Source organism: Streptomyces sp. NPDC057694 (assembly GCF_042799415.1).
Lineage (GTDB): Bacteria > Actinomycetota > Actinomycetes > Streptomycetales > Streptomycetaceae > Streptomyces.
Genome location: NZ_JBHVIX010000005.1, coordinates 295,365 through 307,829, shown reverse-complemented (window position 1 = coordinate 307,829; position 12,465 = coordinate 295,365). Strand labels below are relative to the sequence as shown.

The 12,465-nt window shown below is 73.5% G+C and carries 9 protein-coding genes; 1 reads left to right on the top strand and 8 read right to left on the bottom strand.

Annotated features, from left to right (window positions below):
* Positions 1-38: 38 nt before the first annotated feature.
* The 3 genes from ACFVDP_RS15655 to ACFVDP_RS15645 are packed head-to-tail and all read right to left on the bottom strand — an operon-like array spanning position 39 to position 2,853.
* Entirely contained in the window at positions 39-1,370 is a 1,332-nt protein-coding gene (locus tag ACFVDP_RS15655; RefSeq protein ID WP_383489230.1) for an MFS transporter, read from the bottom strand.
* Positions 1,367-1,906, bottom strand: coding sequence for an ArsR/SmtB family transcription factor (locus tag ACFVDP_RS15650; RefSeq protein ID WP_383489227.1), 540 nt, complete (start codon positions 1,904-1,906; stop codon positions 1,367-1,369). Before ACFVDP_RS15650 ends, ACFVDP_RS15655 begins: the two co-directional genes overlap by 4 nt.
* A 56-nt stretch (positions 1,907-1,962) precedes the next feature.
* Positions 1,963-2,853 carry an SDR family oxidoreductase gene (locus ACFVDP_RS15645; protein ID WP_383489224.1) on the bottom strand — a complete coding sequence of 297 codons (891 nt, stop codon included), beginning with the start codon at positions 2,851-2,853 and terminating at the stop codon, positions 1,963-1,965.
* Positions 2,854-3,019: 166 nt separating this feature from the next.
* On the opposite strand from ACFVDP_RS15645, the gene ACFVDP_RS15640 reads away from it, so the two are divergent.
* Entirely contained in the window at positions 3,020-3,907 is an 888-nt protein-coding gene (locus tag ACFVDP_RS15640) for a LysR family transcriptional regulator (protein ID WP_383489221.1), read from the top strand.
* Positions 3,908-3,937: 30 nt separating this feature from the next.
* Here ACFVDP_RS15640 and ACFVDP_RS15635 read toward each other — a convergent pair whose 3' ends face one another.
* The 5 genes from ACFVDP_RS15635 to ACFVDP_RS15615 form a co-directional block, all read right to left on the bottom strand.
* Positions 3,938-5,878, bottom strand: a complete 1,941-nt coding sequence (locus ACFVDP_RS15635) for an acyl-CoA dehydrogenase family protein (RefSeq protein WP_383489218.1) — start codon at positions 5,876-5,878, stop codon at positions 3,938-3,940.
* Between the two features lie 127 nt (positions 5,879-6,005).
* The gene (locus ACFVDP_RS15630; RefSeq protein ID WP_383489215.1) at positions 6,006-6,434 is read right to left on the bottom strand and encodes a DUF6892 domain-containing protein; all 429 of its coding nucleotides are present in this window, start codon (positions 6,432-6,434) and stop codon (positions 6,006-6,008) included.
* A 105-nt stretch (positions 6,435-6,539) separates the two neighbouring features.
* A complete protein-coding gene (locus tag ACFVDP_RS15625; RefSeq protein WP_383489212.1) occupies positions 6,540-7,985 on the bottom strand; it encodes an aldehyde dehydrogenase family protein in 1,446 nt (481 codons plus the stop codon).
* A gap of 415 nt (positions 7,986-8,400) precedes the next feature.
* A complete protein-coding gene (locus ACFVDP_RS15620; protein ID WP_383489209.1) occupies positions 8,401-10,068 on the bottom strand; it encodes a PucR family transcriptional regulator in 1,668 nt (555 codons plus the stop codon).
* Between the two features lie 180 nt (positions 10,069-10,248).
* On the bottom strand, positions 10,249-12,384 hold the full coding sequence (locus ACFVDP_RS15615) for an ATP-binding protein (RefSeq protein ID WP_383489206.1): 2,136 nt from the start codon (positions 12,382-12,384) through the stop codon (positions 10,249-10,251).
* Positions 12,385-12,465 lie beyond the last annotated feature (81 nt).

Genomic DNA, 12,465 nt, shown 5'->3' with positions numbered 1-12,465 from the left:
GCGGGAATGCCGCGCTTTCGCGCCCGTTCGCGAACCCGTCACGACGATCGGGGTGCATCCTCCAGAACGGGCCCCTCCGGTCCGGGCAGAACGGGAGGAACCGGCTCCGGGTCGCTCGGGCTGTCGTCCGGGCCGCCGTCCGGGGTGACGCTCCGCAGCGCCGCTTCGACCCGGCGGTTGCTGGTCATGGTGGCCGTGACGGCGGTCATGGTGAGCAGGAGGCCGGCGGCGGCGTAGAGCGGGGTGCGTACGTCGTAGGTGCTCGCCAGCCAGCCGCCGACGAAGGCGCCGAACGGGGCGGCGCACATGGCGAGCATGCGGGAGGTCGAGGTGACCCGGCCCATCAGATGGGCGGGGACGATCGCCTGCCGCAGGGAGGGCGCGAGCACCATCGTGGCACCCATGCCCGCGCCGCAGACGGCGAGCGCGAGGCCGGCGGCGTACGCGTTCGGGGCGGCCGCGAGGCCCAGGACGGCGAGTCCCTCGACGGCGGCCGTGCAGGTGAGCGCGGCGCCGGTGCCGAGCCGCCGGCCGAGGAAGGAGGCGATGCCCGCGCCGAGCAGACCGCCGGTGGCCTCCGCCGTGAGGAGCAGGCCGAAGCCGAAGGTGCCGATGCCGAGACGGTCGTGCGCGAAGAGGGCGAGCACGGTCTCCACGGCGATGAAGGCGATGTTCCCGACGGCCGGACGCAGCGCGAGTCCGAGCAGCAGCCGGTCCCGGAACACGTAGGACGCTCCGGCCCGCGCCTGCCGCAGCAGCGACTCCTTCGCCTGCGGCACGGGCCGGCGTCCGGCGGGCAGCGACCGTACGAGCACGGCGGAGAGCGCGAACGAGAGCGCGTCGGTGAGCAGCGGGACCGCCCGCCCGAGGGCCAGCAGGGCGCTGCCCGCGGGCGGCCCGGCGAAGCCGGACGCGGCGGTCTGGGCGCCGCGCAGGCGGGAATTGGCGCGCTCCAGGAGCACGGGGTCGCGGCCGAGCAGATCGGGCAGATAGGCCGTGGCGGCGGTGTCGAAGAAGAGTCCGCCGAGGCCGAGCAGGAAGGCGACGGCGGCGAGCAGGGGGATGCTCAGCACGTCGAGCGCGGCGGCTGCCGCCGGTATCGCGAGCAGCACCGCACGGGCCGCGTCGGTGACCCACATGGTGCGCCGGCGGTCCCAGCGGTCCACCAGCGCGCCGCCGAGCACCCCGAAGAGCAGCCACGGCAGCGTGCCGGCGGCGGTGACGACGGCGAGCGCCATCGGGTCCCGTGTCAGCGTCAGCGCGAGCAGGGGGAGCGCGGCGTGCGACACCCCGTCGCCGAGCGAGGACACCGTCTGCGCGGTCCACAGCCGTCCGAACCCGGTCGGCAACTTTCTGGCGGATGAATTCACTTGGCGTCCCCTTCGGCCTGCTCACGCGATCCCGGGTGGAACAGTGCGAAGACGAGCGACGTGTCCGGCAGCGCCGGATCGGACAGCTTGCGGTACTCCTCCGCGAGTGCCTGCAACCGCTCCCCCAGCTCCGCGAACTGCTCGTCGGTGAGCCGCAGGTGCGCCATCCCCACATGCCGCTCGCCGTCGGCCGGCGACGCCTCCAGGTCCGCCACCGCGTGCCGCATCAGCACGTCCGGGCCGCCCTCGCCCGGGTCCGGCAGCACGATCGACCGCGCGGCCATCGCGTAGTACCGCTCGGTGACGCCCCGCACCTTCCGCGTCCGCACGACCTTCACCAGGCCGGCCCGCTCGAGGAGCCGCACGTGATAGCTGGAACTCCCCTTCGCCAGGCCTACGCGCGCGGCGATCTGGGTGATCGTCGCGGGCTCGAAGCGGAGCACGGCCATGATGCGGTGCCGGGTGAGATTGGAGACGGCGCGCAGTTGTTCGTCGGTGGTGACGTGGAAGGCCTCGGGAGCGTCATCGGTTGGCATGCCCCCAATGGTCAACACTTCTTGACCATTTGGCAAGGGGGTTGGCCGAAGAGCTTTCAGTCGAAGTAGCCGGCCTCCTCCATGTCCGCGAGGAGCGTGGGTCCGGTGGGCTGCCAGCCCAGGCTCGTACGCGTGCGCTCACTCAGCGCCTGTACGTCCATGGCGGCGAACCCGGCGAACCAGCCGAAGTGCTCGCGCGCCTGATCGGGCGTCAGGCGGATCACGGGAACGTCGAGGCGGCGGCCGATCACGGCGGCGATGTCCCGCGTCGGTACGCCCTCCTCGGCGACGCCGTGCAGCCGGGCCCCGGCCGGTGCCGATTCCAGGGCGAGACGGAACAGCCGGGCCGCGTCGAGGCGGTGCACGGCGGGCCAGGTGTTCGCGCCGTCGCCGACCGTCGCGGCGGCGCCCTTCTCGCGGGCGATGTCGATCAGCCGCGGTACGAAGCCGCCGTCGCCGCGGCCGTGCACGGAGGCGGGCAGCCGCAGGACCGAGGTGCGCACGCCGCGCCCGGCGAGGGCGAGGGTGGCGCTCTCGGTGGCGACGCGGGCCGCGCCGGGCGAGTTCAGGTCGCCCGGCAGGTCCTCGGTGGCGGGCCTGCCCGCCTCGGTGACCATGCCCGAGGTGACGACGAGGGGCTTGCCGGTGCCTTCCAGAGCGGCGCCCATCGCCTCGACGGCCCGCAGGTCGGCGCGGCCCGCGCCGGCGTGGTCGGTGAAGGTGTGGTCGAAGGCGAGGTGGGCGACGCCGTCGGTGTCCTTCGCGGCGGCGGCGAGGCCGTCCGGGTCGGCGAGCGAGCCCCGGTACGGCTCGGCGCCCGCGGCCTCCAGGGCCGCGGCCGAGGCGTCGGAGCGGGCCAGGCCGACGACCTGGTGGCCGGCGGAGAGCAGTTCCCGGACCACGGCCGAGCCGATGAATCCGGTGGCTCCGGTGACGAATACGCGCATGGGGCGCTCCTTGCGAGCTGGACGGGTGAGGTGGTTCCAGCGTCGGCGGCGACCGGGGCACGCGTCCAAAGCCTGTTCCGCATCGCGCAATACGAAATGAGCATCACTACAGGTCAGAAGGGATTCATGAGCAGCCGCGACGATGCGGAGGGCATACTCTCTCCGTATGGCCGATCTCGATCTGCGTCTCGTGCGCTACTTCACCGTCGTCGCCGAGCATCAGCACTTCGGGCGGGCCGCCGAGGCGCTGCTCACCACGCAGCCGTCCCTGAGCCGGCAGATCCGGCGCCTGGAGCAGCAGCTCGGGGCGCGGCTGCTCGACCGGACACCGCAGGGCTCCCGGCTGACCGCGGCCGGTGAGGTGTTCCTGCCGCGGGCCAAGGCACTGCTGAAGTCGGCGGCGCAGACGGCCGCGCAGGTCAGGGCGGCCGCCGAGCCCGGCCGGTGCACGGTGGGGTTCATCACCGGGATCATCGTCACGCCCGCCGTGCAGGAGCTGCGGCGCCGCCATCCGGACACCGAGGTACAGGCCGTGCATCTGAGCTGGGACGAGCCGCGGGCAGCGCTGCTCGATCACCGGGTGGACGCGGTGGTCGCCCGGCTGCCGTTCCCCACCGGCGAACTGGACGTGTCGGTGCTGTACGACGAGCCGCGGCTGCTGCTCGTCCCGCTCGGGCACCGGCTCGTCGGCAGGGAGTCGGTGACGGTCGACGACATCGCGGACGAACCGCTGCCGCGGATGGCGGGCGACGACTCGGCCGCCTGGGACGCGTTCTGGCGCCTCGATCCGCGGCCCGACGGGCGGCGGGCACCGGACGGGCCGGTCATCGCCGCCATCGAGGACAAGCTCGAACTGGTCGCCGACGGGCGGTCGTTGGCGATCTCGGCGGGCGGGCTTCGGGCGCACAGCCTGCGGCCCGACATCACCGCGATCCCGCTGGAGGGCGTCGAGCCGAGCCATGTGGTGCTGGCAACGCGGGCGGACGACAGGAGCCGCCTGGTCGCCGACTTCCGGAGGATCGCCCGGGCCCGGCTGACCGGGCCCGGGGAGTAGCCGTCCTCGGCGGAATGGGGGTGGCCGTCGTCAGCGGATGGGCCGGTGCACGTTCTCCCGCTTGCTGGAACCGGGCGACGCGTCCGCGATCCAGGGACCGTCCCCGCTCGGGTCGACGACACCCTGCTCCAGCCAGGTGTACGTACCGCCGAGCACACCCTTGACGACCTTGCGGTCCAGCTCGTCGGTGTTGGTCCACAGCCGGTCGAAGAGTTCGTCGACGCGGATGCGGGCCTGGCCGCAGAAGACGTCGGCGAGCTGGTACGCCTCGCGGCCGTACTCCTCGGTGGTGCGCAGGAGTTCGGCGCGTACGCAGGCCGCGCTCATCGCGAACAGCTCGGCGCCGATGTCGACGATGCGGCCGAGGAAGCCCTGCTTGGTCTCCATGCGGCCCTGCCAGCGGGACATGGCGTAGAAGGTGGAGCGGGCCAGCTTGCGGGACGAGCGCTCCACGTAGCGCAGATGGCCGGACAGGTCGCGGTGGCCCGCCGGGTGGAACTCGCTGTAGGAGCGCGGGAGTTGACCGGGTCCCGCGACCAGCTTGGGCAGCCATCGGGCGTAGAAGCCGCCCGCCTTCGCGCCCGCCCTCGCCTTGTCGGACAGGGACTTGTCGGGGTCGATGAGGTCGCCCGCCACCGACAGGTGCGCGTCCACGGCCTCGCGCGCGATGAGCAGATGCATGATCTCGGTCGAGCCCTCGAAGATGCGGTTGATGCGCAGGTCGCGCAGGATCTGCTCGGCGGGGACCGCGCGCTCGCCGCGGGCCGCGAGCGACTCGGCGGTCTCGAAGCCGCGGCCGCCGCGGATCTGCACCAGCTCGTCCGCCATCAGACAGCCCATCTCGGAGCCGTACAGCTTGGCGAGGGCGGCCTCGATGCGGATGTCGTTGCGGTCCTCGTCGGCCATCTGCGAGGAGAGGTCGACGACGGCCTCCAGGGCGAACGTGGTCGCCGCGATGAAGCTGATCTTCGCGCCGACCGCCTCGTGGAACGCGACCGGCTTGCCCCACTGCTCGCGCGCCGCCGACCACTCGCGGGCGATCTTCAGGCACCACTTGCCGGCGCCGACGCACATCGCGGGCAGCGAGAGCCGCCCGGTGTTGAGGGTGGTGAGCGCGATCTTCAGGCCTGCGCCCTCCGGGCCGATCCGGTTCGCGGCCGGCACCCGTACCTGGTCGAAGCGGGTGACGCCGTTCTCCAGGCCGCGCAGGCCCATGAAGGCGTTGCGGTTCTCGACCGTGATGCCGTCGGAGTCGGCCTCGACCACGAACGCGGTGATGCCGCCCTTGTGTCCCTCGGACTTCGGGACGCGCGCCATGACGACGAGCAGATCGGCGACCACCCCGTTCGTCGTCCACAGCTTCACGCCGTCGACGACGTAGGAGTCGCCGTCGGGCACGGCGGTGGTGGCCAGCCGGGCCGGGTCGGAGCCGACGTCCGGCTCGGTCAGCAGGAACGCGCTGATGTCGGTGCGGGCGCAGCGCGGCAGGAAGGTGTCCTTCTGCTCCTGCGTCCCGAACAGCTTCAGCGGCTGCGGTACGCCGATGGACTGGTGCGCGGAGAGCAGCGCGCCGATCGCCGGGGACGCCGAACCGACCAGCGCGAGCGACTTGTTGTAGTACACCTGGGTGAGGCCGAGGCCGCCGTACTTGGTGTCGATCTTCATGCCGAGCGCGCCGAGTTCCTTGAGCCCGGCGACCGTCTCGTCGGGGATCCTCGCCTCGCGCTCGATGCGGGCCGAGTCGATCTCCGAATCGCAGAAGTCGCGCAGCTTGGCCAGGAACTCCTCGCCGCGCCGCGCGTCCTCGTCGGCGGGCATCGGGTGCGGATGGATGAGGTCGATCCGGAACCGGCCGAGGAACAGCTCCTTCGCGAAACTGGGCTTGCGCCAGTCCTGTTCGCGTGCGGCCTCGGCGACCTGCCGTGCCTCCCGTTCGGAGACCTTCGCCTGCTGCTGGGGTGTTGCGGACATGAGGTTCACCTCGCCGCGCGTCGGGTCCACCGGCCCGGTCCGTTACCGGCCGGTGCTACTCGATCGTATGTACCCGAAAACCGGCATGTCGGCCAGCCCTCGGGCACCGGGGCGTGTATCGGGAGTCCTAGTCGGCCACGATGCCGCGCGCGGTGAGGGCGGACCGCAGCTCGGGGCCGAGGAACTCCGAGCCGGATATCCGCCGCAGGTTCGGCAGCAGCGCGAGGTCGTCGAGCGTCCCGATGTCGAACAGGTCGTCCTCGCCGTCCCACACCGGCGCGCACTCCTGATAGACCCGCAGCCCGCCGTCCATCACCAACTCCCGCACCGAGGCGAGGAGTTCTTCGCTGATCTCCAGCGCCTCGAAGTGGGCGCGGGCCTCGGGCACGACCTTGTACGCCAGATCGTGGTCGTACGCGTACGTCCAGGGGTCGTCGCCCAGCCCGCGCTCCTTCAGCAGCTCGGCGATCCGGAACACCGGTGTGAGCGTGCCGTCGGTGTACATGAGCTGCTCGACGACGACGAGCTTGAGGTTGAAGTCGGTGAAGGTGGCCATGAGGAAAATCTAGGCGGCGGCACTGACAACGGGCGGGGCGCCGACGCACGACGGCGGCCCGAACCCCCGCACAGTGGGTTCGGGCCGCCGTCGTGACCGGGGTGCCTACAGGGCGAGGCCGGTCAGGACCAGGACACGCTCGTAGGTGTAGTCGTCCATCGCGTAGCGCACGCCCTCGCGGCCGACGCCGGACTGCTTGGCGCCGCCGTACGGCATCTGGTCGGCGCGGTAGGAGGGCACGTCGCCGACGACCACGCCGCCGACCTCAAGGGCGCGGTGGGCGCGGAAGGCGGTCTGGAGGTCGTGGGTGAACACGCCTGCCTGGAGGCCGTACTTGGAGTCGTTGACGGCGGCGAACGCCTCGGTCTCGCCGTCGACCTTCTTCACCGTGAGGACCGGGCCGAAGACCTCCTCGCAGGAGATCGTGACGTCGGCGGGTACGTCGGCGAGGACGGTCGGCGCGTAGGTGGCACCGTCGCGCTTGCCGCCCGCGAGGAGCGAGGCGCCGGCGTCGACGGCCTCGGTCACCCATGCCGCTACGCGCTCGGCCGCGGCCTCGCTGACCAGCGGGCCCACGTCGGTGGCCTCGTCGGCCGGGTCGCCCGTGACCAGCGCCTCGACGGCCGCGACGATCTTCGGGAGCAGCCGGTCGTAGACGGCGGCGTCCGCGATCACGCGCTGCACCGAGATGCAGGACTGGCCGCCCTGGTAGTTGGAGAAGGTCGCGATGCGGGTCGCGGCCCAGTCGAGGTCCTCCTCGGAGGCCCAGTCGGCGAGGACGACGGCCGCGCCGTTGCCGCCGAGCTCCAGGGTGCAGTGCTTGCGCGGGACGCTGTCCATGATCGCGTAGCCGACCGGTCCGGAACCGGTGAAGGAGATGACCGGCAGGCGCTCGTCCTGGACCAGGGCGGGCATCCGGTCGTTCGGCACGGTGAGGACGGACCAGGAACCGGCCGGGAGGTCCGTCTCCGCGAGCAGCTCGCCCAGGATCAGCGAGGAGATCGGGGTCGCGGGGGCCGGCTTCAGGATGATCGGGGCGCCGACCGCGATGGCCGGGGCGACCTTGTGGGCGCTCAGGTTCAGCGGGAAGTTGAACGGCGCGATGCCGAGGACGACGCCCTTCGGGATGCGGCGGGTCAGGGCGAGACGGCCCTGGCCGCCGGCGTCGGTGTCGAGGCGCTGGGCGTCACCGCTGTTCCAGCGGCGGGCCTCCTCGGCGGCGAACCGGAACACGGAGACCGCGCGGCCGACCTCGCCCCGGGCCCACTTGATCGGCTTGCCGTTCTCGGCCGAGATCAGCTGGGCGATCTCTTCGGTGCGCTCGGTGAGGCGGTCGGCGACGTGGTTCAGTGCCTTGGCGCGGACGTGCGCCGGGGTCGCCGCGAACTCGTCGACCACGGCGTGGGCGGCCGCGACGGCCTCTTCCACCTGGGCCTCGGTGGGCACCGCGACGGTGCCGACCAGGCGGCCGTCGTAGGAGTTGTGGACGTCGAAGGTGTCGTCCCCGGTGGCCTGGCGACCGGCGAGCCAGAAGGCGTGGGTGGCGGTCATGTGTCTTCTACCGGCCTCTCCGTGTTCGTGGGCTTGTTGCCGGGTCCACGTTAGGTGGGGGGTGCGGTGGATCGGTTTGGCCGCGCTGGAGTGTTCCCGCCACCTTGTTGGCCGCTTCGTCAGGTCCACGCCGGTGGGGGCTGGTCGCGCCGTTCCCCGCGCCCCTGATCGGGTTGTCAGTCGGGTGCGGGCCGGTGGGGCTTCTCGCGCCGTTCCCCGCGCCCCTGAGGCAGGCGCTTCGCGCCGCCTCACCTCGGAGGCTGCGCTGCGCGCACCTCCACACGGGGCAGGGAACCGCGGCTCCACCTGGGGCAGGTGGCGCGCCTCTGATGGAGATAGCGCACGAAGTGCGCATCTCCAGGGGCGCGGGGAACTGCGCGACCAGCCCCCACCGGACCGGCACCAGACCCCCGGCCTAACCCCCGGTCGCCTTGAGGGCCAGCCACAGTTCCATGCGGACGTCCGGGTCGTCCAGGGAGCGGCCCAGGATTTCCTCGACCCGGCGCATGCGGTACCGCAATGTGTGCCGGTGCACCCCGAGATCGGCGGCAGCGGCGTCCCACTGACCGTGCCGCGACAACCACGCCCGCAGCGAGGCGACAAGGTCACCACGACCCGTCGCGTCATGATCACGCAGCGCCCGCAACAGCCCGTCCGCAAACGCCCGCACCGCATCGTCCCCGAGCAACGGCAGCACGGAACCGGCGACGACGTCCTCGTGCTCGACCAGCACCCGCCCGCGCCGCCGCGCGACCGACAGCGCCTGCTCGGCCTGCTTGAACGCGGTGGCGGCCGCGATCGGCCCGGCCGGTGCCGAGAAGCCGATGACCAGTTCCTCGCCGGGCCCGTCGGACGACCCGGAGGCCGCCGAGCGGGTCACCTCCACCGCCTCGGCGTACTGCGCGCACGCCTCGCCCGCCGCTCCCCCGTCGACCACGAGCAGCACCACGCGCTCCCCGTCCGGCACGACGAGGACGGCCTCGCCGGAGCGCGCGGCGGCGGACTCGACGACGTCGACGAGGACCGGGACCGGGTCGCCGGGCGGGCCGCCCGCCCCGGTCACCGCCTCGGCGAGCAGCATCGCCGTGCCGGCCGCCCGGGCCCCGCTCGGCGCGACCCCGCTCGGCGGCGCCGCCGCGGCCTCCGCGAGCACCATGCGGAACGGGGCGTCGAGCAGCGCCCCGTACAGATCGCCGGCGACGGCCCTGGCGTGGTCCGGTTCCCCGGCGAGCAGCATGCGCAGCACGGCCGCGCCGATCCGCTGCTCGGCGGCGTAGAGGGCGCGCGAGCGTTCCGTCGTCAGGGTCAGCAGGGCGATGGCGGAGTGCAGCGCGTACCGCTCGGCGGTGCCGAGCGCGGCCGCCGTGCCGACCGCGAGCGCGGCCCGCGGCCTGCGCCCGGTGCCGATGGAGTGCAGTTCCACCCGGTCGGTGCCGTTGTCGGAGCCGCCCGCCACGACGGCGCTGGCCGGTGCGGGCCGCTCCCGCAGCCGCTCGACGTCCGCGGTCAGCCGGGCCGCCCGCCGCCCGGCCCACTCGGGGGCGGTGGCGACGACGGCGCCCGAGGCGTCGTACAGCGCGGCCCACCCGTCGACCTGGGCGGCGAGCACGCCGAGCAGCCCCTCGGGGCCTTCGCCGAGCGCCTGCTTGGTCAGTTCGCGCTGCGCGGCGAAGCCGGAGGTGACGGCCCGGTACTGGTCGGCGGCGATGGCGGCGGAGACGGCCTTGCTGATGGCGATGAAGGGCGTACGGGGCGGTACTTCGAGGAGCGGCAGGCCCTCGTCCTGGGCGGCCCGCACCAGCGCGTCGGGGACGGCGTCGTAGTTGACGCCGACGGCGAAGCCGAGTCCGACGACGCCCGCGCCGACGAGCCGCTTCACGTACCGCCGCATCGCCTCCGGGTCGTCGGCGTCCAGTTTGAGGGCGGTGATGAGCAGCAGCTCGCCGCCCTCCATGTAGGGCACGGGGTCGGCCAGCTCGCTCACGTGTGCCCAGCGAACGGGGGTGTCCAGGCGCGTCTCGCCCGCGCGCACGGTGAGTTTGAGCGCCGAGTGGTGGACGAGTGAGGCGAGGGTGGGCGGCATGGCGGCCTTCGGGTGAGCTGTGGGGGATGTCAGGCGAAGGGGCGACGGAGCTTGTGAAGCTTTTGGACTCTCCGTATGAACGCCCCGTGCCGATTCTGCCTCACCGTCCGTACTCCCGGAGCCCCCGCCCACGTACCCCGGGACTCCGCGAGACGCTCCCGGCCCGCCCTGCGGCCCGGCTCAGCCCCGCAGATCCACCAGAAGGGGCGGCGCGTGCTCACCGCGCACGGTGGTGAGGGAGAGCACGGCGTGGCCCGGCGGGACGGCGTGCGCGAGATCGGAGGCGGACCAGCGTTCGCGCTCGACCTGCCGGACGGTGACCGCGCGGGCGGTCGGCGCCCGCCCGGTGATCACCCGGCGCACCGCGTGCAGCGCCTTGCCCGCCGGGGTCTCGGCGATGATCTGCCGGTCGGTGACGTCGCGGGTCTCGGTCCACTCCTTGCCCCAGACCTCGGCGAAGTCCTGGCCGTCCCACGGGGTGAGCCCGGACAGCGCCATCCGGCAGCCGACCGCGCCGAGCAGCGGGGAGCGCAGTGCGCGCGGTACGTCGTCGAGGGTGCGCAGGGTGAGGACGGCGCCCGCGTTGGCCGAGCGCAGCCGCTGCACGGCGCGCACGGTCTGCGGGGTGACGACCCCGGTGGCGTCGTCGAGGACGAGGCAGGCGAACAGGGAGCGGTCCTCGCGCACCGCGACGTTCGCCGTGAACTGGGCGAGGACGAGCCGGGCCAGGATCCGGGAGGCGTCGGCGTGCCCGCGCTCGGGCAGGTCGACGCGGACCCGGACGGGGTGGTCGAGGGCGCGCAGGGAGAACGGCCTGGTGCGCCCCGAGGTGTCGAAGAACGACGCGAAGGCGGGCCGGTCGAGCAGCGCGATCCGGTCGGCGAGCACGGCTCCCACATCACCGGGATTGCCCAACTGCCGCTCTCGTGCGTCGAGTTCGCGCAGCATCGCCTCGTGTCCCGCTTCGGTGAGCCCCTTGCGCAGCGCGCCGAGGGCGGTGGGCGCCCCGTCGAGCAGCTGCCGCAGTTCGGGGACGGAGGGGAAGCGGTCGTGCACCGCGCGGTACGGGCCGAGGAGCTGGGCCAGGACGGTCGTGGAGCGGCGGCTGTCGCCGCTCGGGTGCGGGTCGGCGAGGTCGCCGACGAGCGCCTCGGCGAGCACGGCCGCGGCCTCGTCCGGGTCGGTGGAGCCGCCGTACAGGTCGAGGTCGTAGACCGAGTCGGCCTGACCGACGCGGACCACGACGTCGTAGGCGTCCTGCGGGCCGAGCCCGGCGCCGGACGCCCCGACGACGATCACGGCGGCCCGCCCGGCGAGCGCGCCCAGGCACAGCGACTCCGCGACGGGCAGGACGACGCCGCTGGTCTTGCCGGCGCCGGGCGGGCCGACCGCGAGCAGCGAGGTGCCGAGCAGATCGGGGCCGATGCCGAGGCCGATGCCGCGGTACGCGTACGGGTTGCGCTCGTCGTCGGCGGCGGCGCCGAGCCTGACCTGCGCCGTGCCCAGGTCGTGGCGGGCCGCGCGGGAGGGCAGGTCACGGACGCCGGAGGGGTGCGGGCAGGCCGCGGCGCCGTCCTTGACCACGGCGGCGGAGAACGCGGCGAGCGAGTGCCGGCCGCGCTTCACGCCCTGCCAGGCGCGGGAGATCCGGGCGTGGTCGACGTCGCGCATCAGGCCCGCGCGGGCGTCGGCCCCGAGCCGGTCGGCGGCGTCGGCGGCACCGGCCTCGCGCAGGGTCGGCCACTGGACGGGGTCCTTCTCGGGGGCGACGGGCCGGGCGGCCTGCACCGGCTGCGCGGCCTTGCGCCAGGCCGGGTAGCCGAAGCGGCGCCAGATCTCGCCCCAGCGGCCGAGCCGGCCGACGGCGACCATGATCCCGACGGCGAAGATCGCGTAGTAGAGGTACACGACGACGACGGACATGAACGAGTGCGGGGTCGCCCAGGAGTCCGGGACCATCGCGTACAGCGGGAGCAGCCACCAGCCGCCCAGGTAGCCGTTCCACAGCAGCGACCAGACCAGCCAGCCCACCAGGAAGGCGATGACCGCGCCGCTCAGCAGTTGCCGGGTCGGCGTCGTCGCCGGTTCCACGTCCGGCCGCGGCCGGTGCCCGAACCGCCAGACGCCCGGCGCGGCGGTCGGCCGCGGGGTGCGCAGCCAGGCCAGGAACTCCGATCCCGCGGTCGCCTCGTCGCGCACGCCCGGTGCGTGCGCGGGCCGCGGCGGCGGTGTGACCGGGCGGGCCGGATGCGGCACGGCGGCACGGCCGTGCTCCGCGGCGGCGCCGCTCGTGCCCTGCGTGCCCTCGGTGTCCATGGCCCTTGCCCCCTGCTCAGCGCATTTTTCTGCCAATCGGCCTCAATGTAGTGCCCGTACCTAGGGAGTTCACCGGTTACG

Excerpts from the sequence above, each read along its gene's own strand:
- ACFVDP_RS15640 (WP_383489221.1), top strand. The coding sequence starts at position 3,020 with ATGGCCGATCTCGATCTGCGTCTCGTGCGCTACTTCACCGTCGTCGCC.
- ACFVDP_RS15635 (WP_383489218.1), bottom strand. The coding sequence starts at position 5,878 with ATGTCCGCAACACCCCAGCAGCAGGCGAAGGTCTCCGAACGGGAGGCA.
- ACFVDP_RS15620 (WP_383489209.1), bottom strand. The coding sequence starts at position 10,068 with ATGCCGCCCACCCTCGCCTCACTCGTCCACCACTCGGCGCTCAAACTC.
- ACFVDP_RS15630 (WP_383489215.1), bottom strand. The coding sequence starts at position 6,434 with ATGGCCACCTTCACCGACTTCAACCTCAAGCTCGTCGTCGTCGAGCAG.
- ACFVDP_RS15625 (WP_383489212.1), bottom strand. The coding sequence starts at position 7,985 with ATGACCGCCACCCACGCCTTCTGGCTCGCCGGTCGCCAGGCCACCGGG.
- ACFVDP_RS15645 (WP_383489224.1), bottom strand. The coding sequence starts at position 2,853 with ATGCGCGTATTCGTCACCGGAGCCACCGGATTCATCGGCTCGGCCGTG.
- ACFVDP_RS15650 (WP_383489227.1), bottom strand. The coding sequence starts at position 1,906 with ATGCCAACCGATGACGCTCCCGAGGCCTTCCACGTCACCACCGACGAA.
- ACFVDP_RS15615 (WP_383489206.1), bottom strand. The coding sequence starts at position 12,384 with ATGGACACCGAGGGCACGCAGGGCACGAGCGGCGCCGCCGCGGAGCAC.